The following is a 26,620-nucleotide window of genomic DNA, read 5'->3' as shown; positions in this document are numbered from 1 at the left end:
CAGCAATGGCCGACGAGAATCCCCCTGTGACCCCGGACGGTGTGACCGCCGAGGGCGCGGCCCCCGCCATCGAAGGCGTGGGCATGCGTGTCGAGCCCGTCGGGCTCGAAACGGAGATGCAGCGCTCCTACCTCGACTACGCGATGTCCGTCATCGTCTCGCGTGCGCTGCCGGACGTGCGGGACGGCCTCAAGCCGGTGCACCGCCGCGTCCTGTACGCGATGTACGACGGCGGGTACCGCCCCGAGAAGGGCTTCTACAAGTGCGCCCGCGTCGTCGGCGACGTGATGGGTACGTACCACCCGCACGGCGACTCCTCGATCTACGACGCCCTGGTCCGCCTGGCCCAGCCGTGGTCGATGCGGATGCCGCTGGTGGACTCCAACGGCAACTTCGGCTCGCCGGGCAACGACCCCGCCGCGGCCATGCGGTACACCGAGTGCAAGATGAAGCAGCTCTCCATGGAGATGCTGCGGGACATCGACGAGGAGACCGTCGATTTCCAGGACAACTACGACGGCCGTAACCAGGAGCCGACGGTCCTGCCGGCGCGCTTCCCGAACCTGCTGATCAACGGCAGCGCCGGCATCGCGGTCGGCATGGCGACCAACATCCCGCCGCACAACCTGCGCGAGGTCGCCGCCGGTGCCCAGTGGGCGCTGGAGAACCCGGAAGCGTCCGGCGAGGAGCTGCTGGACGCGCTCATCGAGCGCATCAAGGGCCCGGACTTCCCCACCGGCGCGCTGGTGGTGGGCCGCAAGGGCATCGAGGACGCGTACCGCACCGGCCGCGGCTCGATCACCATGCGTGCGGTGGTCGAGGTCGAGGAGATCCAGAACCGCCAGTGCCTGGTGGTCACGGAGCTGCCGTACCAGGTCAACCCGGACAACCTCGCGCAGAAGATCGCCGACCTGGTCAAGGACGGCAAGATCGGCGGCGTCGCCGACGTCCGCGACGAGACCTCCTCGCGTACGGGCCAGCGCCTGGTCATCGTCCTCAAGCGGGACGCCGTCGCCAAGGTCGTGCTGAACAACCTCTACAAGCACACCGACCTGCAGACGAACTTCGGCGCGAACATGCTCGCGCTGGTGGACGGCGTGCCGCGCACCCTGTCGCTGGACGCGTTCATCCGCAACTGGGTCAACCACCAGGTCGAGGTCATCGTCCGGCGGACGAAGTTCCGGCTGCGCAAGGCCGAGGAGCGGGCCCACATCCTGCGCGGTCTGCTCAAGGCGCTGGACGCGATCGACGAGGTCATCGCGCTCATCCGGCGCAGTGAGACGGTCGAGGAGGCGCGCGAGGGCCTGATGGGCCTGCTGACCATCGACGAGATCCAGGCCAACGCGATCCTGGAGATGCAGCTGCGCCGGCTGGCCGCCCTGGAGCGCCAGAAGATCACCGCCGAGCACGACGAGCTGCAGGCGAAGATCAACGAGTACAACGCGATCCTCGCCTCGCCGGAGCGCCAGCGCCAGATCATCAGCGAGGAGCTGGCGGCCATCGTCGACAAGTTCGGCGACGACCGGCGCTCGAAGCTGGTGCCCTTCGAGGGCGACATGTCCGTCGAGGACCTGATCGCCGAGGAGGACATCGTCGTCACGATCACCCGTGGCGGCTATGTGAAGCGGACGAAGACCGACGACTACCGGTCGCAGAAGCGCGGCGGCAAGGGCGTACGGGGCACGAAGCTGAAGGAAGACGACATCGTCGACCACTTCTTCGTCTCCACCACCCACCACTGGCTGCTGTTCTTCACCAACAAGGGCCGCGTCTACCGGGCCAAGGCGTACGAGCTGCCGGACGCCGGCCGGGAGGCGCGCGGCCAGCATGTGGCCAACCTGCTCGCCTTCCAGCCGGACGAGCAGATCGCGCAGATCCTGGCGATCCGCGACTACGAGGCCACGCCCTACCTGGTGCTCGCCACCAAGGGCGGCCTGGTGAAGAAGACGCCGCTCAAGGACTACGACTCGCCGCGCTCCGGCGGTGTCATCGCCATCAACCTCCGCGAGACGGACGAGGGCGCGGACGACGAGCTGATCGGCGCCGAGTTGGTCTCCGGCGAGGACGACCTGCTGCTGATCAGCAAGAAGGCACAGTCGATCCGGTTCACGGCCACGGATGAAGCGCTGCGCCCGATGGGACGCGCCACCTCGGGTGTCAAGGGCATGAGTTTCCGGGAGGGCGACGAACTGCTCTCGATGAACGTGGTGCGGGCCGGTACGTTCGTCTTCACCGCCACCGACGGCGGCTACGCCAAGCGCACCTCGGTGGACGACTACCGCGTCCAGGGCCGTGGTGGTCTCGGCATCAAGGCCGCCAAGATCGTGGAGGACCGGGGTGAGCTGGTCGGCGCCCTGGTGGTCGAGGAGACGGACGAGATTCTCGCCATCACGCTCGGCGGTGGCGTGATCCGTACGCGGGTCAGCGAGGTCAGGGAGACGGGCCGTGACACCATGGGCGTCCAACTGATCAACCTGGGCAAGCGCGATGCCGTGGTCGGTATCGCACGTAACGCCGAGGCCGGTCGCGAGGCCGAGGAAGTCGACGGGGACGTGGAGCCCGAGTCGGCCGACGAGGTCGCGGGTACCGAGTCCGCGGTGGCCGAGGGCGGCGAGCCCGCGGCGGAGTAACGCGAGGAGTAGGTCGTGAGTGGAGCCACGGGCGCTGCGGCGGGTGGATCGGGAGACAGGAAGAACTCCCGATCGGGACCCGCGACCGTGACCAAGGACAGCGCCCGTGGCTCCGCCGCGTCCGGCGGCACCTCGCCCGAGGGCTCCAACCAGGGGGGAAGCGTGTCCGACAGGCGTCAGCCGTATCCGCAGCAGCCGCATTCCGCGGCACAGCCGCAGCCGACGGCCCAGGAGCCGGGCAAGGCGTCCGGGACCCAGGGCGGCGCACAGCAGCCGTACCAGCCGCCCCAGGCGTACCGATCGGGTGCGGGACAGGGCGCGGGGGCGCAGCAGGGGGTGCGCCGGCCGCGTACGGGCGCCCGTACGACGCCGCGTACGCGCAAGGCCCGGCTGCGCGTCGCCCGTGCCGACCCGTGGTCGGTGATGAAGGTCAGCTTCCTGCTGTCCATCGCGCTCGGGATCTGCACCATCGTGGCGGTCGCCGTGCTGTGGATGGTGATGGACGCGATGGGCGTCTTCTCCACCGTCGGCGGCACGATCAGCGAGGCGACGGGGTCGGGCGACGGCGGCGGCTTCGATCTGCAGACGTTCCTGTCGCTGCCGCGGGTGCTGCTGTTCACGGCGGTCATCGCGGTCATCGACGTCGTGCTCGCGACGGCGCTGGCCACGCTCGGGGCCTTCATCTACAACATCTCGGCCGGGTTCGTGGGCGGCGTGGAGCTGACCCTCGCCGAGGACGAGTGACGGTCGCCGACCTCCCTGGAAGGGGCCGTGCCGCGGCCCCGTCCGGGGGCCCGCGGGCTCCCGGAGCACGATTTTGGGAATGCCTCTGAAGTGCGCTAATCTTTCGGTGCAGCGCGGGGCTATAGCTCAGACGGTTAGAGCGCTTCCCTGATAAGGAAGAGGCCACAGGTTCAAGTCCTGTTAGCCCCACCAGCGCGAAGAGGTCCTATCGGAAACGGTAGGGCCTCTTTCGCGTTCGGGTCCGCTCCCGTGACCGACGGTGGACCGCTGCGCATGGGTCGGGCCCTAGGTCACCGAACGGTATCGGCCGGTGTGTATCATCGGCCCCCAGAGGTCCCCTACGTCAACGAAAGACGAGGTCGCGCGGTGAAGAAGCTTCTCCTGGTCGCACTGGCCGCCATCGGCGGGCTCCTCGTGTACCGCCAGATCCAGGCGGATCGCGCCGAGCAGGATCTGTGGACGGAGGCGACCGACTCCGTGCCCGCAGGTTCGGGTGTGTGAGACGCAGAGCAGTTCGTAATCAACGTACGTACCCCGGTCACCGCGCGACGGTGACCGGGGTCTCGTGCGTCCGGGGGCGGGACGGCGCGCGGTGCGACCGTTCCTGCGGGTTTGCCATAGCACATAAGTAGCTTGCAAAAGCAAAAGTGGTGAGGGGTGGCTCGTGGTCAGGGGGCGCACGAAGAGGGGTGGGCGCGCCGGGAGGCTGGTGCCCGTACTGGTGCCCGTGCTCGTGTCCGTACCGGTGCTGTCGGGACCCGCGGGGGCGGACGGTTTACGCAACGGTCCGCCCGTCTACAGGACAGCGGCCGGGGCCCAGCCCGTACGGGGCGGGGAGGGTCCGTCCGGCGCGCCGCGGATCGCGCCCGGAACATACACCGACACCTTGGCCCGCGGCGACGAGAAGTACTACGCCGTGCGCCTGGACGCGAAGTCCAGCGCCTACTTCTCCGCGGTGGCGGCGCCGCGGCCCGGCAGCGAGGTCGCCGACCACACCGACAGCCTGAAGGTCAGCATCCGCGACGCCGACGGCAACGCCTGCTCCCCGGGCGGCAGTACGTCCTTCCACGGCCGCGGCATGGCCTACCCGATCGCCGACTACGCCACCCGCCGCGGCGACGGCCCGCGCACCAACTGCCAACAGGCAGGCGACTACTACTTCGTCGTCAAACGGGTGGGCAGGGCCGCCGCGGAGGGATCGGGACGCTGGCCCGTCGAACTGCGCTTCCAGCGCGAGCCCGGCCTGACGGGCACCCCGCCCGCGCAACCCGGCCCGGGAACCTGGTCCACCGCGACGCCCGTACCGCTGACCGGCGGCACGAAGAAGGACATCGAGGGCGGCACCGGCTTCAACGACGCCGGGCCGATCGGCAAAGGGGTGTGGCAGGACCGGATCAGGCCGGGGGAGACCCGGTTCTACCGGGTGCCGGTGGACTGGGGGCAGCAGCTCAGCGTGAGCGTGGAACTGCCGGGCGGGGCGCTGGCGGGCGGATACGGGGCGGTGCGGGGGAAGGGCGCGGTGGCCGGCTCGCGGCTCGTGGCGAGCGCGCTGGGGCTGGGGGTCTACAACCCGGCACGCGGCCCGGTCAGCGACACCCGCTTCATCGCGTACGACGGCAAGCCCGCCGCCGCCAAGGTCGCCACGGCCCCGGTGGACTACGGCAACCGCTACAACGCCACCGCCCCGGTCAGCGCGATGCGCTTCGCGGGCTCGTACTACCTCGCCGTGTCGCTGCACCCGGACGCCGCGAAGTACTTCAAGGACGGCACGCCGATCACCTTGCGCGTCGACCCGACAGGGCGCCCGCAGCCGGGCCCCGGCTACCGTGAGAAAACCACTGACTTCACCGTCACGCCGCAGGAACGCGCGGCGTCCGACGAGGGTCTGACGACGCAACAGGCAACTGCGGACGACGCGCTGCGCGTGGTCGGGTACGGAGGCATCAGCACGGGGACGGTGCTGCTGCTGGCGCTGGGCGTGTGGACGCTGGCAGCGCGCAGGCGAGGCGGCGGCCGAGCGGCTGACCAGCGCTGAACGGTACTTGCCTGCCGCGCGCGGCAGGTCAGCTGACGGCCAGGGCCCACACACCGACTGCGATGCACAGCAGGGCTACGACGATGACCGGGACCGCGACCTTCGGAGGCGGTCCTGGCCGCCGCTGTGGCAGCGCCCGGTGCCGGTGGGCCGGGGCGCGGCCCGCGGGCGGCAGGGGCTGCGGGTGGCCGGGCGTGTACGGCCGGGTGGGCGCGGGCTGGGCCGGTGGAGGGCCGAAGGGGCGGGACGGGGGCAAGGTCGGTGGGGTGGTGGGGGGTTGGGGGGCCGCGTAAGGGTTTCCGTGCGGGCCTCCGCCGTACGGAGCTGCCTGCGGGCCGGAGGTTGAGCCCGACTGCGGGACAGCTTGCGGGCCGGAGTCAGGGCCGGGCTGCGGGCCGGATGACGGCTCGGGGACAGGGCCGGGCTGCGGACTTGCCTGCGGGCCGGAGGCTGCGCTGGACTGCGGACTCGCTTGGGCGCCGGGTTGAGGGCTCGCCTGCGCGCGGGAGGCGTGGGCGTCCGGTGTGTGTGGCGCGGGGTGCTGCGGTGCGGGTAAGCCGTTGGACGGCGGCGCGATGAGGAAGCTGCCGGTGTCCGACATGTTCGTACGGGCCGGTGGCGTCGCCGCCCCCGGCCGCCCGCCGCCCGCACCGGCCCCGGCGTCCGTGCTCGATCCGGCCCCCGCCCCATGCCCGGCATCCGTACGCGGCCCGGTGCCCGCTCCATGTCCGGCGTCCGCGCCCGACGCGGCGCGCGCCTGCTTGCCCCGCAGCGGGCCGTTCGGCCCGAAGCCGGACGGCAGCGGCCCGATGTGGTCGAAGACCTCGACGACCTCGTCCTCGATCGTCGCTTCCGGCAGCAGCTCGGCCGCCGCGAGCAGCGCCTTGCGCGCGCCCGCGGCCGTCTTGAAGCGCAGGTCCGGGTCGGGCTGCAACAGGTTCGCCAGCACCTGCCACAGCGGCTCCGCGATGTCCTCGGGGGCCTCCGGCGTACCGTGCTGCGCGAAGTGCTCGATCAGGCTCTGGGCGTCCGGCCTGGCCCCGGTGAGCAGGTGCACCGCGACCAGGCCGACGGCGAAGAGGTCGCCGGGGAAGTCGGGTTCGGCGCCCAGCATATGTTCCGGCGCGAAGTAACCTGGCGTACCCACTACGTAATTGGCGTCGGTCAGGCGCGGCTCGCCCTTGCGCATCGAGATGCCGAAGTCGGACAGCCGCACGTGCGGCCGGCCGGTGCCGGTCGCCTCCAGCAGGATGTTCGCGGGCTTGATGTCGCGGTGCACGATGCCTTCCGCGTGCACCGCCGTCAGCCCCGACAGCAGCTGGTCGAGCAGTACACACACCAGGCGCGGCGGCAGCGGCCCATAGTCCCCTACGAGGTGCGCCAGTGAACCGCCGTGCACCAGGTCCATGGTGAACAGGACCTTGTCGTCGTCGGCGGCCCAGCTCGCGGGGGCCAGCACGTGCGGGTGGTCGATCCGTACGGCCTGCTCGCGTACGAAGCGCAACAGTGTGTGCGCGTCGCTCTGTTGCAGCACCTTGGCCGCCACATAGCGGCGGCGCCGCTGGTCCCAGGCGCGCCAGACGGCACCCACGCCGCCCCGCCCGATCGGGTCGATCAGCTCGTACCGACCGGCGAAGACCTCACCCATTGCGCCCCGTCCGCCTACCGAACCACCGAACTTCCCGACTTCCGGAGGCCGTCGCGCGCGCCGCCTCCGGCTGCTCGCCGTCTAACTCTGGTGGGACTCGTAGTGGGAGACCGCGTCGGCGGTGCGTCCCGCTCCGTAGACCCTGAGGAACTCTGCCAGTTCGGGGTGGGTGGGGGCGAGGGTGTTCGCGGCGTCGATGATGTCGCCGGCGGCCGAAACCGAGCGCAGCAACGACTGGATCTCGCGCACCACACGCCGCACGGTCGTCGCTCCCGTGGACGACGTGGCCTGCGCGGTGTTGTTCAGCACCGACCCGCCCGCGGTCTTCTTGATCTCGTCCATCCGGTCGGTGGCCTCGGCTGCGCTCACGCTGCCGTCGGCGACCTGCCCGGCCAGTTCCTGGAGCGCCTGGACCCGCTGGACGACGGCCGGGTTGCCGATCTTCGCCCGCTGGCCGCTCATGAGCTGGGAGAGCATGGGCGCGGAAAGCCCCAGTACGGACGCGAGACGGGCCTGATTGAGGCCGAGATCGTCGATGAGACGGCGGAACAGCGCGCCGAGCGGCTCGCCGTACCAGCTGCGCTGCAGTTCCCGAGCGCGCGCGGTGGCTTCTTGCTGTGCTGCGTCCATGGCGTCTCCCCTGTCTCCCCGATCGCGCTTCGCTGCCGCGAATCTCGCGAAGCATCCTACGGAGAGCACCTGCGCGCGGCGATACCCGGTCGGGAAACCTCCCGGGCACCGGGTACCCTGGTTCGCGACGGGGCCTTAGCTCAGTTGGTAGAGCGCTGTCTTTGCATGGCAGATGTCAGGGGTTCGACTCCCCTAGGCTCCACTTGTTATCACCCCTCTGACCTGCGGGAACGCGGTTAGGGGGGTGTTTTTGTCCCAATTTCCCGTGCTGACATGTCAGCACGATGGTGCTGACGTAAGCCCTCGGCGGCCCGTCTTCATGGGGCCTGGGAGGACCCTTTCTTCCGTAGGGGATTCCCCTGGGCTCGCACGGTGTCTCGGGGAGCTGTCCTCTGGTCCCGCTCCGGTGGTCGCGCTCCGGTAGATCTCGCGGAGCGGGCTGGGGCGTGCAGGGCTTTCTGGATTCCTACTTGTTTGACACAATCGGTTCTATGTCTGAGGCGATGTACAGCATCGGTGAGGGCCCGGCGACTCGGGTCAGTCTGTCTCTGCCCGAGGGAACCGCGGAGGCGATCCGGGCCCGGGTCGGCAAGCGGGAGTTCTCCGCGTTCATCTCCGCAGCCGTCGAGCGGGAGCTCAGGGGACAGGTGCTGGACGAGTACCTGGCCGACTACGAGAGCCGCAAGGGGCCGGTGTCCGAGCAGGCGCAACAGCGGGCGCGGCAGGTGTTCGACGAGGTGTTCGCCGAGGAGGGCCAGTGGCCCGCCGCAAGCTGAGCCACGAGGGGACGCTGGTCCTGGACAGTGAGGGGCTCTCCAAGCTGCTCGCCGATGAGGAGACCGTGGTGGCGCTGATCGCGGAGGCGCGGTCGCGTGGTATGGAGGTGGTGATCTGTTCGCTCACCATCATCGAAGCCGTCCACGCCCGTACGAACAAGGCCCGGCTCAGCTGGTTGCTGTCCGGTCTACGAGTGATCCCGGTGGGCGACGAGGAGGCGAAGACGGCCTCGGCGCTGCTGATGGGGGCAGGGCTGCACGGTCACCAGTACGCCATCGATGCGGCCGTGGCCGAGGCCGCCCTGCGGCAGCGGCGTCCAGTGGTCATGCTGACGTCCGACATCGACGACATGACCAAGCTCTGTGGTGACCGGGTCCGGCTCGTCGCCGTGTGAGGTCGGACAGGCGAAGTCCAGCGCCGCTGATCACGCACATGGCAGCCGCGGCGCCCCATGTTTCATGGCGCGCCGACATTCAGCTGACAGATACCTACGAGCTTTCCCCAGGTTCAGATGAGCCGCCGCTCTTCGCCCTGAGTACCGTGCCGCCCTGGGAAGGCACCAGGGCGGCTCGGTCGGCCATGGCTTGCAGTGCGGCAGCCACGCGGTAGTTCAGTCCTGCAAACCTGACGTTTCGGCAGGTCAGGAAGGTGACGATTTCGGACACGACTCCCCTGGGCTCCACAACCACCAGACCCCTCCCGGCTGCGGAAACGCAGGTGGGAGGGGTCTTTTTTCGTGCCTGGGGCCGGGGCGGGCCGGGCCGGCTGCGCCGGGACGCCTGCGTCGGCGAGCCGGTGCCGGGGCGCCGGGGCCGCGGGGCCCTTTGCGTGTGGGGCCACTGGGCCGCCGGGCGCGGGCCGTGGCGGTCAGGGCTTGGGGCCGCCGCGGTCGTCGGCCTCGGCTTCGGCCTGCTTGGCCTGGACCTCCGGGTCCAGTACGGCGGCCTCGGGCGTGCCGTCGACGGCGGTCAGGGTGGCGCGTTCGTTGACCTCGGTGGCGGCCGGGGGCTCGACCAGCCAGTCCGGGTTGGCCTGCTTGTCCCACCACTTCCAGGCGGCGTAGGCGCCGCCGGCGAGGATGCCCACGATCGCGAGGCGCTTGGCGGCCTTCCCGGCGCGCCGACGGCGGTTGTGCTTCTTGACGAGCTTGTCGATCTCCTTGGCCGACACCTGGCCGCGGAGGGCGGCGATGGCGGCCGTGCCGCGTGCCACGGCCTGCTCGCGTACCGGCTCGGCGGCGGCCCGGGCGCTGTGCACGGCCTGTTCCACGCGCGGCGCGGTGTAGTCGGCGGCCTGGCGCGCGGCCTTGCGGGTGCGTACGGCGGCGCGGCTGGCGGCCGCGTCGACCTTCGGTGGCAGGGCGCCGCGGGCGTGCTCTATGCGCGGCTGCAGGTGGGCGTCGTACTGGCTGCGTGCCTGGTGAGCGGCCTCGGCCACCTTGGGTGCCAGTCGCGTACGGGCCTCGTGCGCGTAGTGCGCGGCGGTGTCCTTGGCCGTACCGGCATACGGAGCCACCACCTCCGCCGCGTGCCGCACGCTGTCCTTGGCCGAACTGGTCGCCGCGCGCACGCTGTCCTTGCGGGTCACGGGATCCTCCTCCTCGGTGGCGTGTCCGGGGGGCTCAGGGGTTTGTTCCCCAACGTCTGCTGTGTCGCCTGTCCACCCGATTCAAGATCATGCCTGCACGCACGACATACGGCATGTGCGGGCGGGCATCCGGGTCATTGGGGACCTTACGGAGCCTTGTGATGACAATGCCACGCTTTGCCGGACCGTGCGCCGGTTCGGCGGGGACTGGTGGCGGAAAGGGGAACGGGAACGTGGCGGTGTCCGGGTGCCGGACGGACGTCCATGCGAGGATCGGGATTCGTCAGTGCAGACTTATGGAAGGTAGATCGTGGCTGAAGAGCTCTACGCCACCCTGAAGACCAATCAGGGCGACATCGAGATTCGGCTCCTGCCGAACCACGCCCCGACGACGGTGAAGAACTTCGTCGAACTCGCCAAGGGCGAGCGCGAGTGGACGCACCCGGAGACCGGCAAGAAGTCCACGGAGAAGCTGTACGACGGCACGGTTTTCCACCGGGTGATCAGCGGCTTCATGATCCAGGGCGGCGACCCGCTGGGCAACGGCACCGGCGGCCCGGGGTACGAGTTCAAGGACGAGTTCCACCCGGACCTCTCCTTCAACAAGCCGTACCTGCTCGCCATGGCCAACGCCGGCCCGGGGACCAACGGATCGCAGTTCTTCATCACGGTCTCCCCGACGACCTGGCTGACCGGCAAGCACACCATCTTCGGTGAGGTCACCAGTGACGCGGGCAAGAAGGTCGTGGACGCCATCGCGGCGACCCAGACCAACCCGCGCACCGACCGTCCGGTCAACGACGTCGTGATCGAGTCGGTCGTCGTCGAGAACCGCTGACGCGCGGCATCGCGTCACCGCGACAGCCGGCCCGGGACCCTGGCGGCCCCGGCGCGCGGCTGCGCGGGAACCATTGCGCCCTGCCCGGTCGTAGATCGGGTGGGGCGCGCACGTCGTTCGTGCGGTGACGTCCGCATGGATTCGGCACGAGGGACCGAGGGGACCATGGACCAGGCGCCGGGCAGCCCACAGGAGCCGCGGGACGCGCGGGCGGGCGATGCCGCGCCCGGGTGCTACCGCCATCCGGACCGCGCGACGGGCATCAGCTGTACGCGCTGCGAGCGGCCCATCTGCCCCGAGTGCATGGTCAGTGCGTCGGTCGGATTCCAGTGCCCGGAGTGCGTACGGGGCGCGGGCGGCACGGGCCGTACGGCGCAGGCCACCGCCCCCCGCACGGTCGCGGGCGGCGCGCTGACCACGGACACCCGGCTGGTCACCAAGATCCTGCTCGGCATCAACGTCGCGGTGTTCCTCGCGGTGCTGTCGGTGGGCAGCGGCCTGGTGCAGGAACTGGAGATGATCGGCGGGGCCTTCGTCCCCGAGGACATGAAGTTCATCGGCGTCGCCGAGGGCGAGTTCTATCGCCTGCTGACGGCGGCGTTCCTGCACCAGGAGCCGATGCACATCATCTTCAACATGCTCTCGCTGTGGTGGCTGGGCCCGCCGCTGGAGGCGGCCCTCGGCCGGGTCCGCTTCCTCGCGCTCTACCTGCTGTCCGCGCTCGGCGGCAGCGCGCTGTCGTATCTGCTGGCCGCGCAGAACCAGCCGTCGCTGGGAGCGTCCGGCGCGGTCTTCGGCCTGCTCGGCGCGACGGCCATACTGATGCGCCGCCTGAACTACGACATGCGGCCGGTGCTGATCCTGCTGGCCCTCAACCTGGTCTTCACCTTCGCCTGGCCCAACATCGCGTGGCAGGCACACGTCGGCGGGCTGGTCGTGGGCGCGGCGGTGACGTACGGGATGGTGCACGCGCCGCGGGAGCGGCGGGCGCTGGTGCAGGGCGCGACATTCGCGGTGGCGTTCCTCGTGATCGTCGCGGTGGTGTGGGTACGGACCGTCCAGCTCGTGGGCTGAGACCGGCCGGGGCACGGTGTGCGGTGGTCGCGTGCCGGCCTGTGCAAACCCGGGGAGATGCGCTTTCGGGCAGGGGTTGTCCACAGCGCGTGTCGGATCTTGTGCACCGGGTGGGGAACGGGTGTCCAAGCCCGTACGGGGCTGCGTTTTCCCAGGCAGGACGAGGGGGACGGTGGTCCGGGTGGCGGGTCGCCAGTCACACCGGCGTCAACGGCCGGGAAGTTATCCACAGATCTTCTGAAGTTTTCCCCGGCTGTGGATAACCGTGTGGATGGCCTTGGGCAAGGCTTGCGCGACGGTGCCTGCGGCAGGGCCGGAACGGCGGTCCCGGCAGGCCGGCCGCCGTGGCCGCCCTGCCGGGCACGGGCGTCGTGAAGGGCCGGTGCGCCGGGGCTCAGCGGCCCCGGCCGTACCGGTGATCGTGGTGGCTGTCGCCGCTCCGGGCTACTTCCACTGGGTGGACACGCCGAAGCCCACCGCGATGAAGCCGAACCCGCACACGATGTTCCAGTTGCCCATCGCCTTGACGGGCATGTCGCCGCCGGTGACGTAGAAGAGCACGATCCACACCAGACCGATCAGGAACAGTGCCAGCATCACCGGGGCCACCCAGCCCCGGCCGGAACTCATGCGCAGACTGGTCGTCTGCTTCGCCGGCGGCGGCGTGAAGTCGTCCTTCTTGCGGATCCGTGACTTCGGCACGAGGAACTCTCCTGTCGATGATCTGCGTGACCGCACTGGGGGCGGATGATGCGTGGGGCGGGCCGGTGACGGGGAGCGGATTCCTTCCCCGGGCGTCCGTTAGCGTAGTGCTTCCGCGGCGTCGTAAGGAGCAAGGGTACGTTGAGCACTTCCGCTGACTCCCCCGGCCGCCCGCCGCGCCGCCGCCTGCGGCCGGTGCGCCTGCTGACACTGGCCGTCTTCGCGCTCGCCGGGCTGATCTTCTGGCTGAGCTTCGACACGGCGCGCGGCACGGACCTGCGGTCCGACGACTCGATGCTGCGCCTGTCCGACCTCATCCAGGAACGCAGCCACAAGAACGGCGCCCACGACGAGCGCAACGCCGCGCTGCGCGGCGAGGTCGACGCCCTCGCGCACCAGGACAGCGGCAACTCCGACGCCGAGGACGCCAGACTGGCGGCGCTGGAGAAGAACGCGGGCACCAAGCCGGTCGCCGGCCAGGGCATGACCGTCACCCTCACCGACGCCCCGCCGAACGCCACCGCCAAGATCCCCGGCGTACCGGAGCCGCAGCCCAACGACCTGGTCATCCACCAGCAGGACCTGCAGGCCGTGGTCAACGCCCTGTGGCAGGGCGGCGCCAAGGGAATCCGGGTCATGGACCAGCGGCTGATCTCCACCAGCGCGGTGCGCTGCGTCGGCAACACCCTGATCCTCCAGGGCCGGGTCTACTCGCCGCCGTACAAGGTCACCGCCGTCGGCGACCGCGCGGCGCTGAACCGGGCGCTGACCGCCTCCCCGGCCATCCAGAACTACATGCAGTACGTGAACGCCTACGGCCTCGGCTGGAAAGTCGACCAGCACGAGACGGTGACTCTGCCCGGCTACTCCGGCACAGTGGATCTCCACTACGCACAGCCTGTGAAGCCGTGATCCGCCGGCCGCCCGCACCGGCGCCGGCGGCCGGGGAGGGGGCGGTCCGCAATGACGGCACGGTCCGCGGCGGCGCGGTACGGGGCGAGGGGGCGGCCCGGTGCGGGGCGCGGGCGCGCTCCGGCGGGGCGGCTGGTCGTCCGGACGTTCAGCGAGGTCTGCGTCACGGTGGGCACGCTGATCGTGCTCTTCGTGGTGTACGTCCTGTTCTGGACGGGCGTACGGGCCGACAGCGCGATGGACGGCGAGATCGGCAGGCTCCAGGACCAGTGGTCCACCGGCCCGGCCGCCACCGGGAGCCCCGGCGGCTCCGCAGGACAGCCGGGCGGGTCCGGTGAGCGGCAGCCGCGCTACGAGGCCGGCAAGTCCTTCGCCGTGATGTACATCCCCCGCTTCGGCGCCGACTGGAGCAAACCCGTACTGGAGGGCACCGGGACGGACGTGCTGAAGAAGGGGCTCGGGCACTACGACCGCACCGCGCGGCTCGGCGAGCGCGGCAACTTCGCGGTCGCGGGGCACCGCCGCACCTACGGCGATCCCTTCAAGGACTTCCCCGGGCTGCGGCCGGGCGACGCGGTGGTCCTCACGGACGGCACGACCTGGTTCACCTACCGGATCGACCGACGCCCCTACACGACGCTGCCCACCGATATCGGAGTCATCGACCCCGTACCGCGCAAATCGGGATACAGCGGACCGGGGCGCTATCTCACCCTGACGACCTGCGAGCCGGAGTGGGGCCACAGCCACCGGCTGATCGTCTGGGCACACCTGGATTCCACCCAACCCGTGGAACGTGGAAGGCCGTCGGCTTTGACCGGCTGACCCCCCGGTCGCCGCCCTCGCCCTTTAGTCTGGTGGGGCGATCGACATCGATCGACACGGTCATCGTCATCGGCAAGTAGGGACAGCGACAGCATGTACGGCTGGATCTGGCGGCATCTGCCGGGTAACGCATGGGTGAAGGCGCTGATTTCACTCGTGCTGGTGCTGGCGATCGTCTACGTGCTCTTCCAGTACGTCTTCCCGTGGGCGGAGCCGCTGCTCCCCTTCAACGACGTCACCGTCGACCGAGGAATGGGCGCCGTCCGATGACCGCAAAGATCCTCGTCGTGGACAACTACGACAGCTTCGTCTTCAACCTCGTCCAGTACCTCTACCAACTGGGTGCCGAGTGCGAGGTGCTGCGCAACGACGAGGTCGAGCTGCGGCACGCGCAGGACGGCTTCGACGGTGTGCTGCTCTCCCCCGGGCCGGGCGCTCCCGAGCAGGCCGGTGTCTGCGTCGACATGGTCCGGCACTGCGCCGACACGGGCGTGCCGGTCTTCGGGGTCTGCCTCGGGCTGCAGTCGATGGCGGTGGCGTACGGCGGTGTCGTGGGCCGGGCCCCCGAGCTGCTGCACGGCAAGACATCCCTGGTCTCCCACGAGGGCGCGGGCGTCTTCAAGGGGCTGCCCACGCCCTTCACAGCCACCCGCTACCACTCCCTGGCCGTCACGCCCGGCACCGTCCCCGACGAGATGGTGGTCACCGCCTGGACGGGCGACGACGCCGTGACCGGTGTGGCGATGGGGCTGCGGCACCGTGAACTGCCGGTGGAGGGCGTCCAGTTCCACCCCGAGTCGGTACTGACCGAGTGGGGCCACCGGATGCTCGCCAACTGGCTGGTGGAGTGCGGCGATTCCGGTGCGGTGGAGCGTTCGGCGGGGCTCGCCCCGGTGGTCGGCAAGGTCGGCGCGTGACTGACCTCCGCCCCGAGCGCGAGGGGAGGTCCTACGAGCCGTCGCGTGACGCCGGTGGCGCGTACGGCCAGGACGCGTTCGAGGCGGCCGTCGGGCGACTGGACGACCCGCTGACGGACCCGCTCCCGGGCGGCCCCCCGGCGCGGGAGCCGCAATCGGGCCCCGGGCGGGACGCGCAGCCGGGAGCGGCGCGGCCTGGGTCCGGAACACAAGCGGGAACACAAGCGGGAACGCAGCCGGGAACGCGGCAGGCGCCGGGGGCGGCGCAGCCCGCGTCGGGCCGGGGCGGGTCCCCGTGGTTCCGCCCGCATCAGGCCCCGGTGGCGCCCTCCCCGGAGCAGCAGCAGGCCCCGGGCCGGCGGCAGTCCCCACGCCACTCGGCGACCGGCCCGATACCCGGCTCGGCCCAGCCCCAGGTCTCCGCATACCCGGCACAACCGTCTCCGGCCTTCTCGCACCCGACGCCCCCGGCGCACCAGGCGCACCCGACCCCGGCCCCCGTGTACGCGACGGAGACGGACCCGGTCCTGAACCCGCGGTACGTGCCCGGACCGGTCGACGCCGTGGGCCCGTCCGATGCCCCGGGCCTGGCCCCGGCACCCGCCCCGGGCCCGGATTCTGTCTACGACGCCGAGACCATGGCGCTCCGTCAGGCCGATGAGCCCGGCCGTCACCGCGGCGGACCCGACGTTGTTTCACGTGAAACCGAGCCGCTGCCGACGCCCCCGACGGCCTCAACCGATCTGGACGCGGCTTCCGGCGCGACACCTTCGGTCCCACCGGCGACCGGTGGCCGCGCCGCACGCCGTAAAGCCGCCCAGGAGGCCGCCAAGCGCGGCAGCAGGCGCGGACGGCGTGGTACCCCGGCGAACACTGCCGACGCCGCCTCACCGGCCGCTGAGGCGCCTTCCGCGCCCCTGTCGCGGCTGGAGGCCCGCCGGGCCGAGCGGGCCCGCAAGGAGAGCCCCGGCGTCATCGCGAGCCGCGCCGTGGGCGAGGTGTTCATCACCCTCGGCGTCCTGATGCTGCTCTTCGTCACCTACCAGTTGTGGTGGACGAACGTCCTGGCGCACCAGCAGGCGGGCGGCGCCGCCAGCAGCCTGGAGCACGAGTGGGACGAGGGCGCCGAGGACCGCAAGCCCGACGCCTTCTCGCCCGGCCAGGGCTTCGCGATCATGTATATCCCCAAGCTGGACGTGAAGGTCCCGATCGCCGAGGGCATCAGCAAGCCCGCGGTGCTGGACCGCGGCATGGTCGGCCATTACGACAAGAACAGCGTGAAGACGGCGATGCCCTGGGACAAGCAGGGCAACTTCGCGGTGGCCGGGCACCGCAACACCCACGGTGAGCCGTTCCGCTACATCAACAAGCTGGCCAAGGGCGACAAGATCGTCGTCGAGACGGGCAGCACGTACTACACGTACGAGATGGCGAGCATCCTTCCGCAGACCTCGCCGCGGAACATCGGGGTGATCGGCCCGGTGCCGCCGGGCTCCGGCTTCAAGGGGCCCGGCCGCTATCTCACGCTCACGACCTGCACCCCGGAATTCACCAGTACCTACCGGATGATCGTCTGGGGCAAGATGGTCGAGGAGCGGCCGCGGAGCAAGGGCAAGCCGGATGCGCTCGTCAGCTGAGCGAACGTAAGAGGGGTACCACGCGGTGACTGCCACCGGACACGACGAGGACACCGGCCCGGCGGCGGAGCAGCCGGCGTCCACGCCGCCGCGCCGTCTGCGCGGGCGCGTCGCCGCCGTCGTCAGCGTCATCGGCGAGCTGCTGATCACGGCGGGGCTGATCCTGGCCCTGTTCGTCGTCTACTCGCTGTGGTGGACGAACGTCCTCGCCGACCGCGAGGCGCACAAGCAGGGCGACACGGTGCGCAAGAACTGGGCGCAGACCCCGCAGGGCCCCGGCGCGCTCGACACCAAGGACGGCATCGGCTTCCTGCACGTTCCGGCGATGAAGAACGGCGAGGTGCTCGTCAAGAAGGGCATCGACCCCGACGTCCTCAACGAAGGCGTCGCCGGCTACTACACCGAGCCGGTCAAGTCGGCCCTCCCGCAGGACAAGAAGGGCAACTTCTCGCTCGCCGCGCACCGCGACGGACACGGTGCGAAGTTCCACAACATCGACAAGCTCAAGGACGGCGATCCGATCGTCTTCGAGTCCAAGGACACCTGGTACATCTACAAGGTCTACGCGTCCTTGGACGAGACCTCGAAGTACAACGTGGACGTCCTGGACGACGTCCCCAAGGAGTCCGGCAAGCGCAAGGCGGGCCGCTACATCACGCTGACGACCTGCACGCCCGTCTACACCTCCACGTACCGCTACATCGTCTGGGGCGAGCTGGAGCGCACCGAGAAGGTCGACGCCCAGCGCACGCCGCCGAAGGAACTGCGCTAGGGACGGCACCGGCCAGTCCCCCCGGGACCGGGCGCCGCCGGCGCGCCGCTCCTGCCCACGGCAAAGCCCCGGCTCCCTTCCAAGGGCGCCGGGGCTTTCCCGTACGGCGGGCGGCTGCTGGTCAGTGCCTGTTGTGGCGTCCCCACCAGCTGCTCGGGTTGCCGAAGATGTCGCCGTCGTCGCCGCCGTCGTCACCGCTGGGGCCGCCCATCGTGGTGAGCGTCACCGTCGTGGACTTCGGGTCGGACGGGGTGTTCGGCTGCGGGTCCTGGGTGATCACGCGGGCCTTGTCGTCCTGCGAGCTGCCGCCGGCGAACTGGATGTTCGTGAAGCCGGCGTCCTGCAGGGCCTTCTTGGCGTCCTTGACGCTCTGGCCGACGACGGTGGGCACCGGCTTCTGCTCGGCCGCCTTGCCGACGGTCAGGGTGATCGTCGACCCGGTCCTGGCCTGCGAGTTGCCGTCCGGGGACTGCTTGGTGACCTTGCCGGCCTGGTTCGGGTCGGACGCCTCCTCCTCGGTCTTGCTGACCTGGAATCCGAGGTCGGTGAGCTGCTTGGAGGCGGTGTTGAAGTCCTGGCCGGTCACCTGCGGCACCGTGACCGTCGGCGACTTCTTGGCGACCACCAGCGTGATCTTGGTCTTCTTGGTGCCCTCGGTCTGGCTCTTGGGGTCCTGGTCGATGACCGTGCCCTCCGGGCGGTCGGAGACCCGCTCGGACTTGCTGACGTCCTCGAAGCCCTTCTTGGCCAGGTCGTCCTTCGCCTTGTCGAAGGTCAGGCCCGTGACGTCGGGGATGGTGACCTTCTCCGGCCCGGTGCACAGCGTCACCTTCACGGACTCGTCCTTGCCGATCTCCTTGCCGGCGGCCGGGTCCTGCTTGGTGATCTGGTCCTTCTCGACGTTCTCGCAGGCCGTGCTGCCGGCCTTGACGACCTTGAAGCCGCCGTTGACGCCGGCCGTCTTGGCCTGTTCGAAGGTCTGCCCGGTCAGCTCCGGCACCTTGACGTCGGCGCTGGTGTTGCCGCTCTTGAACATCGCCTTGCCGATGAAGATCGCACCGGCCAGGACGAGGATGCCCGCGACGACCAGCAGGATCGTCGAGGTGTGCTTCTTCTTCTGGCCGCCACCGCCGCGGCGCCGGTCGGGCCGCTCGTCGTAGCCGTAGGCGCCGTCGTCCGGGTTCATCGGCGGCAGCATCGACGTCTGGCCCGCGGGGTCCTGCGGGCGCAGCATCGCGGTGGGCTGGTCCTGGTCGTAGCCGACCGCGCCGAGGGCGGCGGTCGCCGCGACGGGCTGCCCGTCGAGGGCCGCCTCGATGTCGGCGCGCATCTCGTCCGCCGACTGGTAGCGGTAGTCGGGGTCCTTGACCAGCGCCTTGAGGACGATGGCGTCCATCTCGGGCGTGATCTCGGGGTCGAAGTTGCTCGGCGGCTGCGGTTCTTCCCGTACGTGCTGGTAGGCCACGGCGACGGGCGAGTCGCCGACGAACGGGGGACGCACGGTGAGCAGTTCGTAGAGCAGACAGCCCGTCGAGTACAGGTCGGAGCGGGCGTCGACCTGCTCGCCCTTGGCCTGCTCGGGCGAGAGGTACTGGGCCGTGCCGATGACCGCCGCGGTCTGCGTCATCGTCATGCCGGCGTCGCCCATGGCGCGGGCGATGCCGAAGTCCATGACCTTCACCTGGCCGGTGCGGGTCAGCATGACGTTGGCGGGCTTGATGTCGCGGTGGACGATGCCGGCCCGGTGGGAGTACTCCAGCGCCTGGAGCACGCCGATGGTCATCTCCAGCGACCGCTCGGGCAGCAGCTTGCGGCCGGAGTGCAGCAGCTCGCGCAGGGTGGAGCCGTCGACGTACTCCATGACGATGTACGGGATGGAGACGCCGTCGACGTAGTCCTCGCCGGTGTCGTACACCGCGACGATCGACGGGTGGTTCAGCGAGGCGGCCGACTGGGCCTCACGGCGGAACCGGGCCTGGAAGGACGGGTCGCGGGCGAGGTCCACGCGCAGCGTCTTCACAGCGACGGTGCGGCCCAGGCGGGTGTCATGCGCGAGGTAGACCTCGGCCATGCCGCCGCGGCCGAGCACCGAGCCCAGCTCGTACCGGCCGCCGAGGCGACGCGGCTCTTCCATAAGCTTCTCCAGCCCTCTCCGTCAGTCCCGACCGCACCCGTGTGTGGTCCGGCGGTGTGCTGTTCGGGCATACCGTACCCGGCACGCCATGCGGGGCCCGGTCGCGACCGGCACCTGATATCCGACCGGTATTGGCGTGACCGGGGTCACTTCTTCCCGTCGAGTACCGCCTCCATGACGCTCTTGGCGATGGGGGCGGCCAGCTTGCCGCCCGCGATGTCGCCGCGGAGCGTGTCCGATCCCTCGATCACCACGGCGACGGCTACCGGCGTGCCCTTGTCGGTCTTGGCGTAGGAGATGAACCAGGCGTACGGGTTGTCCTTGTTGTCTTCGCCGTGCTGGGCGGTACCGGTCTTGCCGCCGACGGTGACGCCGTCGATCTGGCCGTTGGTGCCGGTGCCGTTCTTGACGACGCCCTCCATCATCTCCTGGAGCTTCTGCGCGTTCTCCGGCTTGATGGGCTGGCTCATCGCCTCCGGCGTGTGCTGCTGCACGACGTTGAGGTTGGGGGCGACCAGCTTGTCGACCATGTACGGCTTCATCAGCTTGCCGCCGTTGGCGATGGCCGAGGTGATCATGGCCATCTGCAGCGGGGTGGCCCGGTTGGACGCCTGGCCGATGCCGGCCATCGCGTTCTGCGGCCGGTTGTCGGTGGGGTAGACGCTCTCGGCGGCCCGTACCGGGGTGTCGACCTCGTCGTTGTTGAAGCCGAACTTCTCCGCCTCGGCCTTCATCTTCTTGTTGCCGAGGTCGGCGCTGATCTTGCCGAAGACGGTGTTGCAGGACCAGCGCAGCGCTTCCTTGAGGCTGGCGTTCTCGCAGGGGATGTTGCCCTCGTTGTTCAGCGGCTGGTGCGCGGTGTCCGGCAGGTACCAGGGCAGCGGCGAGTCGGTCTTGGCGTTGATGTCGGTGTAGAGACCGTTCTCCAGCGCGGCGGCGGCGGTGACGACCTTGAACGTCGAGCCCGGGGGGTAGGTCTGGCGCAGCGCCCGGTTGAGCATCGGCTCGTCGGGGTTGGCCTTCTTCAGCAGCGCGTTGTACGCCTTGGCGTCCTTGTCGGACATGCCGGCGAAGGTGGAGGGGTCGTACGACGGGGTGCTGGCCAGCGCCAGGATCGCGCCGGTCTCCGGGTTGATCGCGGCGACCGCGCCCTTGCTCTTGGCCAGGCCCTGGTACGCGGCCTTCTGCGCCTTGGCGTTCAGGGTGGTGACGACGTCGCCGCCCTTTTGCTTCTCGCCGGTGAACATGTCGACCGTACGGCTGAAGAAGAGCTTGTCGTCGGTGCCGGACAGGATGCTGTCGTTGAGCTTCTCCAGCTGGTTGGAGCCGAAGGCCTGGGACGCGTAGCCGGTGACCGGCGCCCACATCGGGCCGTCCTTGTAGGTCCGCTTGTACTTGAAGTCGCCGCTGTCGTTGGTGGTCGAGCCGGTGATGGCGGCGCCGTCGACGATGATGTTGCCCCGCGGCTGGCTGTAGCGCTCGATGGCCACGCGCCGGTTGTTCGTGTCGTTCTTCAGCTCGTCGGCCTGGACGAACTGCACCCAGTTGACGCGGATGAGGAGGGAGAGAACCAGCAGGCCGCAGAAGATGGCCACGCGGCGCAGAGGCTTGTTCACGGGCGGACCACCTGGGTCATCTCGGCGTCGGTGGAGGGCGCGGGGGCCGGGGCGGGCCGGCGCGCGGTGTCGCTGATGCGCAGCAGGAGCGCGACCAGGGCCCAGTTCGCGATGACGGAGGAGCCGCCCTGGGCGAGGAAGGGCATCGTCATACCGGTCAGCGGGATCAGGCCGGTCACACCGCCGGCGACGACGAAGACCTGGAGGGCGAAGGCGCCGGACAGGCCGACGGCCAGCAGCTTGCCGAACGGGTCGCGGGCGGCCAGCGCCGTGCGGATGCCGCGCTCGATGAGCAGGCCGTACAGCAGCAGGATCGCCATCAGACCGGCGAGGCCGGCTTCCTCGCCGACGGTGGCGAGGATGTAGTCGCTCTTGGGCGCGATGCCGCCGATGAGGCGGGAGTAGCCCTGGCCGAGGCCGGAGCCGAGGATGCCGCCGGAGCCGAAGGAGTACATGGCCTGGGCGGTCTCGGTGACGCCGCCGTTGAGCAGCTCCAGGGGGTTGAGCCAGTTGTGCACACGGGTCTGCACATGCGACTCGAAGGTGGCCACCGCGACCGCGCCGCCGGCGCTGAGCAGCAGGCCGAACACGATCCAGCTGGTGCGTTCGGTGGCCACGTACAGCATGACCACGAACAGGCCGAAGAAGAGCAGGGAGGTACCGAGGTCGGTCTCGAAGACCAGGATCATCAGGCTGAGCGCCCAGATGACGAGGATCGGGCCGAGGTCGCGGCCGCGCGGCAGGTACAGGCCCATGAAGCGGCGGCTGGCGAGCGCCAGCGCGTCGCGTTTGACCATGAGATAGCCCGCGAAGAAGATCGCGATGACGATCTTGGCGAACTCGCCGGGCTGCAGTGAGCCGACGCCGGGGATGGTGATCCAGATGCGGGCGCCGAACTTGGCCGGGAAGAAGATCGGCGCGATCAGCAGGATCAGCGCGAGGACCATCGAGATGTAGGTGTAGCGCTGCAGGACGCGGTGGTCCTTGAGGAAGATCAGGACGCCGAGGAACAGGGCGACGCCGATCGTCGACCACATCATCTGCCCGGGGGCCAGGGCGCCGCCGAGCTGCTTGGTGGTGATCTGCGGCTCTTGGTCGAGGCGCCAGATGAAGACCAGTCCGAGACCGTTGAGGAGGGTCGCGATGGGCAGCATCAGCGGGTCGGCGTACGGGGCCCACTTGCGGACGACGAGGTGGGTGACGCCGGCCAGCAGGCCGAGGCCGAGGGAGTAGCCCAGGATGCCTGCCGGGACCGATCCTTCCTTGGCCAGGCCCACGTTGATGTAGGCGAACACCGGGATGAGCACCGCGAAGACGAGCATGGCCAGCTCGGTGTTGCGGCGGCTCGGGGCACCGATGGTGCCCACGGTGGTCGTGGTGGTGGTACTGCTGCTCATCAGTTCTACGGCCCCCTACGCCCTCACTGCTGGGTGCTGCAATTCTTTTCCAGCTTCTGCTGCTCCTCGGAGGGGGGCGTCTGGCTGGTGGTGGGAGTGGGTGTCGGGGACACCGGGGGCTTGCCCGTCTGGCTGCCGGGCTTGCCGCCCTTGTTCTTGCGGGCTTCTTCCTCGGCCTTCTTGCGGGCCGCCGCCTCGCGCTCCGCCGCTTCCCGGGTCTCCTTCGACCGGCAGGCGTTGGCCTGCTTGCCCAGTTCGGAGACCTTGTCGATGGCCTGGTTGCGGCTGTCGACGGCGATGGTCTCCTTGACCTGGTTGCGCTGGTAGACGGGGAGGTACTTGAGTTCGATCTCCGGGTGGTCCTCGTCGACGTTGTTGAGCTTGATCCAGGCGAGGTCCTGGCTGATGCCCTGGTACAGCGCGACGTGGTTGTCCTTGGCGCCGACGAAGTACTGCGTCTGCGTCCAGCGGTAGCCCGCGTACAGGCCGCCGCCGACGACGGCGAGCGCCAGCACGATGATCAGCGACCGTTTGATCCACCGGCCCCCGCGGCGCTCCGGCTTGAGGAAGTCCTCGTCGGTGAAAGCGCCGAACGAGCCCGGTGGCGGGCCCGCGATGTCGTTGTCGCCGCTGCCCGGCGGGCCGAAGGCGCCGCCCGGCGCGGCCTGCGGCGCGTCGCGGTGGCGGCCCAGTTCGGCGGCGCGGGCGGCCGGCGTCTGCAGGGTGCTGGGGTCGCTGAGCTGGTTCTGGTTCTCGGCGACGGCGCCGACGACGACGGGGGTGTCGTTGAGGTGGCCCGCGAGGGTGTCACCGGCGTCGACGTCCAGGACGTCGGCGACGATGCACGTGATGTTGTCGGGGCCGCCGCCGCGCAGCGCCAGCTGGATCAGTTCCTGCACGGTCTCGTGCGGGCCCTGGTAGCTGGCGAGGGTGTCCTCCATGGTCTGGTGGCTGACCACGCCGGACAGGCCGTCGGAGCAGATCAGGTAGCGGTCGCCGGCCCGTACCTCGCGGATCGACAGGTCGGGTTCGACGTGGTCGCCGCTGCCCAGCGCGCGCATCAGCAGGGAGCGCTGCGGGTGGGTGGTGGCCTCCTCCTCGGTGATCCGGCCCTCGTCGACGAGCCGCTGCACCCAGGTGTGGTCCTGCGTGATCTGTGTCAGGACGCCGTCGCGCAGCAGGTAGGCGCGGGAGTCGCCGACGTGGACGAGGCCGAGGCGCTGTCCGGTCCACAGCAGGGCGGTCAGGGTGGTGCCCATGCCCTCCAGCTGCGGGTCCTCCTCGACCATGACGCGCAGCTGGTCGTTGGCGCGCTGGACGGCCGTACCGAGGGAGGTGAGGATGTCGGAGCCGGGGACGTCGTCGTCGAGCTGGACGAGGGTGGAGATCACCTCGGAGGAGGCGACCTCGCCTGCGGCCTGGCCGCCCATGCCGTCGGCGATGGCGAGCAGGCGCGGGCCGGCGTAGCCGGAGTCCTCGTTGCCCTCCCGGATCATGCCCTTGTGCGATCCGGCGGCGAAGCGCAGTGACAGACTCATACGCACCTCGCCCGTCGGCTCGGGGTACATCCGCACGGTGCCCACCCTCCGGTCGGGAGCACGCTCGGGTCCGTCGAGTGGACCGCCGCGGCTCGCTCGCTCCGCTCGCTCATTGTCGTACTACTTCCGCAGCTCGATGACGGTCTTGCCGATGCGGATCGGGGCTCCCAGCGGAATCGGTGTCGGGGTCGTCAGTCGGGTCCGGTCGAGATACGTGCCGTTGGTGGACCCGAGGTCCTCGACGATCCACTGGCCGTCACGGTCCGGGTAGATCCTGGCATGCCTGCTGGAGGCGTAGTCGTCGTCCAGCACGATCGTGGAGTCGTGCGCGCGTCCCAGGGAGATGGTCTGGCCCTGGAGGGCGACGGTCGTACCCGTCAACGTGCCTTCGGAGACCACCAGCTTTGTGGGGGCACCGCGGCGCTGACGGTTGTTGCCGCGGCCGCTGTCCTGGCGGCGCTGTTGCTGCGGTGCGGCCTGCTGGCGCTGCTGCGTACGCGCCTCCTGGCCGCCGCGCCGGGCGGCGCCGCGCTGTGTGACACGCGTGCCGAACAGATCGCTGCGGATGACCTGGACGGCCACGATGACGAACAGCCACAGTACGGCGAGGAAACCCAACCGCATGACCGTGAGGGTCAGCTCTGACATTGCCCCCGCTTCACCCTTCGGCTTGCCGGTAAACGATGGTGGTACTGCCCACGACGATCCGCGAGCCGTCGCGGAGCGTAGCGCGGGTGGTGTGCTGTCCGTCTACCACGATGCCGTTGGTAGAGCCCAGGTCCTGGACCGTCGGCGGCGTTCCGACGCGGATTTCGCAGTGCCGCCGGGAGACTCCCGGGTCGTCGATCCGTACGTCGGCGTCGGTGCTGCGGCCCAGGACGAGCGTGGGCCTGGAGATCTGGTGACGGTTGCCGTTGATCTCGATCCAGCGCCGCGTCTGGGCGCTCCGGTCCGCTCCGCCCCGGCCCTGGTACCAGCTGTCGGAGGCCGGGCCCGGCTGCGGGCCGGCGCCGGGCTGGCCGGAGCGGGGCGCGGGCTGGGCGGCACCGGGCGGGGAGGTGGGCATGGGGGGCGGGCCCACATGTCCGCCGGGGCCGGACGGGTTGCTGCGGGGCGCGGTGGGACGCTGGGCCGCGGCGGCGGCACCCGGGTGCTCCTGGGACGTGCTGGACGCGAGGGTGCGGCTGCGGACGCGGTACAGGCCGGTGTCGAGGTCGTCGGCCTTCTCCAGGTGCACCTTGATCGGGCCCATGAAGGTGTAGCGCTGCTGTTTGGCGTAGTCGCGGACCATGCCGGAGAGCTCGTCTCCGAGCTGGCCGCTGTACGGGCTGAGCCGCTCGTAGTCGGGGGTGCTCAGTTCGACGATGAAGTCGTTGGGGACGACCGTGCGGTCGCGGTTCCAGATGGTGGCGTTGTTGTCGCACTCGCGCTGGAGCGCGCCGGCGATCTCAACGGGCTGCACCTCGGACTTGAACACCTTGGCGAAGGTGCCGTTGACGAGACCTTCGAGACGCTGCTCGAAGCGCTTCAGTACTCCCACGGGGGCACCTCCTTCCTCAGTCTTCGTCAGGTCGGTCTTCGACAGGGTCGTCCTGATACTGCTTACTGATCGTATCCACGCGCCGGGAAATCGGCTGGTTCCCCTTTCCCGCCGTGAGGACGAGTGTCGCCCCTCACAAGGTTGCTCACTGCTGCTTGCTGGTGCGTCACTCCGGTGTCACCACGATGGGGCCGCGGTGTCGCCGTGGCGAAACGTGCCGTGTCACCGGCCGCCGGAGCGGGTGCGGTACCGCGATGGCTTCGCGGTGTGAGCGCGCCGACGTTGCGATGGCACTGCGATCGTAGATGTGCCCCACTCACAGTGTCCCGCAACCGCCGGGTTCACCGACCGGGCGGGGCGGCGATACGGGGACGGATACGGACGGCGTCGGCGGGCCGGGGCCGGCGGATCACGTCCGGGGGTGCGGCGGGTGTGCCGGTGCGGCGGCCGGATGGGTTGTCGAGGGGCGGCCGGACGTCTGCCGGTGGTCGCGGGCGGACTGGGGAAGTCCGGTGGAAACCTCCCGTGGGCGGGTCGCGAGCGGGCTCCGGAGAACGGATGTGATTGCACCCCGGACAGCGTGCTAATGTTCTGGATGTCGGAAGGCGCTCGCACAAGACCCGGACGGAACACCCCGGATCACGTGAGAGAATCGGATGACACACCC

General features: G+C 70.0%; 24 protein-coding genes and 2 tRNA genes. 16 read left to right on the top strand and 10 right to left on the bottom strand.

Annotated elements, in window-relative coordinates:
* The first annotated feature begins 5 nt into the window (after positions 1–5).
* From gyrA to ACFV57_RS07850, 5 genes are all read left to right on the top strand, one after another.
* A complete protein-coding gene (gene gyrA, locus ACFV57_RS07870) occupies positions 6–2,630 on the top strand; it encodes a DNA gyrase subunit A (RefSeq protein ID WP_385226848.1) in 2,625 nt (874 codons plus the stop codon).
* Positions 2,631–2,645: 15 nt separating this feature from the next.
* Positions 2,646–3,374: a DUF3566 domain-containing protein gene (locus ACFV57_RS07865; RefSeq protein ID WP_385226846.1), complete on the top strand. Its 729-nt coding sequence runs from the start codon at positions 2,646–2,648 to the stop codon at positions 3,372–3,374.
* 115 nt (positions 3,375–3,489) lie between these two features.
* Positions 3,490–3,566 (top strand) — tRNA-Ile (locus tag ACFV57_RS07860).
* A gap of 174 nt (positions 3,567–3,740) precedes the next feature.
* Entirely contained in the window at positions 3,741–3,875 is a 135-nt protein-coding gene (locus ACFV57_RS07855) for a DLW-39 family protein (protein WP_003958712.1), read from the top strand.
* Positions 3,876–4,083: 208 nt separating this feature from the next.
* On the top strand, positions 4,084–5,409 hold the full coding sequence (locus ACFV57_RS07850; protein WP_385226844.1) for a hypothetical protein: 1,326 nt from the start codon (positions 4,084–4,086) through the stop codon (positions 5,407–5,409).
* A gap of 28 nt (positions 5,410–5,437) precedes the next feature.
* Here ACFV57_RS07850 and ACFV57_RS07845 read toward each other — a convergent pair whose 3' ends face one another.
* Complete coding sequence (locus ACFV57_RS07845) at positions 5,438–7,057, bottom strand: protein kinase (RefSeq protein ID WP_385226842.1); 1,620 nt, start codon at positions 7,055–7,057, stop codon at positions 5,438–5,440.
* Between the two features lie 81 nt (positions 7,058–7,138).
* Positions 7,139–7,687 (bottom strand): helix-turn-helix domain-containing protein, encoded by a 549-nt coding sequence (locus tag ACFV57_RS07840; protein WP_385226840.1) that lies wholly within the window; start codon positions 7,685–7,687, stop codon positions 7,139–7,141.
* A gap of 129 nt (positions 7,688–7,816) precedes the next feature.
* On the opposite strand from ACFV57_RS07840, the gene ACFV57_RS07835 reads away from it, so the two are divergent.
* From ACFV57_RS07835 to ACFV57_RS07825, 3 genes are all read left to right on the top strand, one after another.
* Positions 7,817–7,889 (top strand) — tRNA-Ala (locus ACFV57_RS07835).
* A 289-nt stretch (positions 7,890–8,178) separates the two neighbouring features.
* Complete coding sequence (locus ACFV57_RS07830; RefSeq protein ID WP_385226838.1) at positions 8,179–8,463, top strand: hypothetical protein; 285 nt, start codon at positions 8,179–8,181, stop codon at positions 8,461–8,463.
* Positions 8,445–8,858: a DNA-binding protein gene (locus ACFV57_RS07825; RefSeq protein ID WP_385226836.1), complete on the top strand. Its 414-nt coding sequence runs from the start codon at positions 8,445–8,447 to the stop codon at positions 8,856–8,858. Before ACFV57_RS07830 ends, ACFV57_RS07825 begins: the two co-directional genes overlap by 19 nt.
* Positions 8,859–9,331: 473 nt before the next feature.
* Here the strand turns inward: ACFV57_RS07825 and ACFV57_RS07820 are convergent, their stop codons facing one another.
* Positions 9,332–10,051, bottom strand: a complete 720-nt coding sequence (locus ACFV57_RS07820) for a DUF5324 family protein (protein WP_385226834.1) — start codon at positions 10,049–10,051, stop codon at positions 9,332–9,334.
* A gap of 310 nt (positions 10,052–10,361) precedes the next feature.
* On the opposite strand from ACFV57_RS07820, the gene ACFV57_RS07815 reads away from it, so the two are divergent.
* Together ACFV57_RS07815 and ACFV57_RS07810 are read left to right on the top strand one after the other, a co-directional pair.
* Positions 10,362–10,889 (top strand): peptidylprolyl isomerase, encoded by a 528-nt coding sequence (locus ACFV57_RS07815; RefSeq protein WP_385226832.1) that lies wholly within the window; start codon positions 10,362–10,364, stop codon positions 10,887–10,889.
* 165 nt (positions 10,890–11,054) lie between these two features.
* On the top strand, positions 11,055–11,963 hold the full coding sequence (locus ACFV57_RS07810) for a rhomboid family intramembrane serine protease (RefSeq protein WP_385226993.1): 909 nt from the start codon (positions 11,055–11,057) through the stop codon (positions 11,961–11,963).
* Positions 11,964–12,407: 444 nt separating this feature from the next.
* Here the strand turns inward: ACFV57_RS07810 and crgA are convergent, their stop codons facing one another.
* Complete coding sequence (gene crgA / locus ACFV57_RS07805; protein WP_030017047.1) at positions 12,408–12,665, bottom strand: cell division protein CrgA; 258 nt, start codon at positions 12,663–12,665, stop codon at positions 12,408–12,410.
* Positions 12,666–12,806: 141 nt separating this feature from the next.
* Here crgA and ACFV57_RS07800 point away from each other — a divergent pair, with 141 nt between their 5' ends.
* The 6 genes from ACFV57_RS07800 to ACFV57_RS07775 all read left to right on the top strand — a co-directional run bounded on the left by ACFV57_RS07800 (position 12,807) and on the right by ACFV57_RS07775 (position 17,728).
* A complete protein-coding gene (locus ACFV57_RS07800) occupies positions 12,807–13,577 on the top strand; it encodes a DUF881 domain-containing protein (RefSeq protein ID WP_385226830.1) in 771 nt (256 codons plus the stop codon).
* A 51-nt stretch (positions 13,578–13,628) separates the two neighbouring features.
* On the top strand, positions 13,629–14,402 hold the full coding sequence (locus tag ACFV57_RS07795; RefSeq protein ID WP_385226828.1) for a class E sortase: 774 nt from the start codon (positions 13,629–13,631) through the stop codon (positions 14,400–14,402).
* Positions 14,403–14,495: 93 nt separating this feature from the next.
* Complete coding sequence (locus tag ACFV57_RS07790) at positions 14,496–14,672, top strand: hypothetical protein (protein WP_030598899.1); 177 nt, start codon at positions 14,496–14,498, stop codon at positions 14,670–14,672.
* On the top strand, positions 14,669–15,319 hold the full coding sequence (locus tag ACFV57_RS07785; RefSeq protein WP_385226826.1) for an aminodeoxychorismate/anthranilate synthase component II: 651 nt from the start codon (positions 14,669–14,671) through the stop codon (positions 15,317–15,319). Before ACFV57_RS07790 ends, ACFV57_RS07785 begins: the two co-directional genes overlap by 4 nt.
* 392 nt (positions 15,320–15,711) lie before the next feature.
* Positions 15,712–16,956, top strand: a complete 1,245-nt coding sequence (locus tag ACFV57_RS07780) for a class E sortase (RefSeq protein WP_385226990.1) — start codon at positions 15,712–15,714, stop codon at positions 16,954–16,956.
* 25 nt (positions 16,957–16,981) lie between these two features.
* Entirely contained in the window at positions 16,982–17,728 is a 747-nt protein-coding gene (locus ACFV57_RS07775; RefSeq protein WP_385226824.1) for a class E sortase, read from the top strand.
* Between the two features lie 121 nt (positions 17,729–17,849).
* Here the strand turns inward: ACFV57_RS07775 and pknB are convergent, their stop codons facing one another.
* The 6 genes from pknB to ACFV57_RS07745 all read right to left on the bottom strand — a co-directional run bounded on the left by pknB (position 17,850) and on the right by ACFV57_RS07745 (position 25,953).
* Complete coding sequence (pknB, locus tag ACFV57_RS07770) at positions 17,850–19,862, bottom strand: Stk1 family PASTA domain-containing Ser/Thr kinase (RefSeq protein WP_385226822.1); 2,013 nt, start codon at positions 19,860–19,862, stop codon at positions 17,850–17,852.
* 146 nt (positions 19,863–20,008) lie between these two features.
* A complete protein-coding gene (locus tag ACFV57_RS07765; RefSeq protein ID WP_385226820.1) occupies positions 20,009–21,478 on the bottom strand; it encodes a peptidoglycan D,D-transpeptidase FtsI family protein in 1,470 nt (489 codons plus the stop codon).
* Positions 21,475–22,875, bottom strand: coding sequence for an FtsW/RodA/SpoVE family cell cycle protein (locus ACFV57_RS07760; RefSeq protein WP_385226818.1), 1,401 nt, complete (start codon positions 22,873–22,875; stop codon positions 21,475–21,477). The genes ACFV57_RS07765 and ACFV57_RS07760 overlap by 4 nt, the downstream gene beginning before the upstream one ends.
* Positions 22,876–22,898: 23 nt before the next feature.
* On the bottom strand, positions 22,899–24,413 hold the full coding sequence (locus tag ACFV57_RS07755) for a Stp1/IreP family PP2C-type Ser/Thr phosphatase (RefSeq protein WP_385226816.1): 1,515 nt from the start codon (positions 24,411–24,413) through the stop codon (positions 22,899–22,901).
* Between the two features lie 120 nt (positions 24,414–24,533).
* Positions 24,534–25,061 (bottom strand): FHA domain-containing protein, encoded by a 528-nt coding sequence (locus ACFV57_RS07750; RefSeq protein ID WP_385226814.1) that lies wholly within the window; start codon positions 25,059–25,061, stop codon positions 24,534–24,536.
* 10 nt (positions 25,062–25,071) lie between these two features.
* Positions 25,072–25,953, bottom strand: a complete 882-nt coding sequence (locus tag ACFV57_RS07745) for an FhaA domain-containing protein (RefSeq protein ID WP_385226812.1) — start codon at positions 25,951–25,953, stop codon at positions 25,072–25,074.
* Positions 25,954–26,620: the final 667 nt, after the last annotated feature.

The sequence above is a fragment of the Streptomyces sp. NPDC059788 genome (genome assembly GCF_042732265.1).
Lineage (GTDB): Bacteria > Actinomycetota > Actinomycetes > Streptomycetales > Streptomycetaceae > Streptomyces.
Note: the sequence above shows the minus strand (reverse complement) of the source record. Positions and strands in the feature narration are given on the sequence as shown.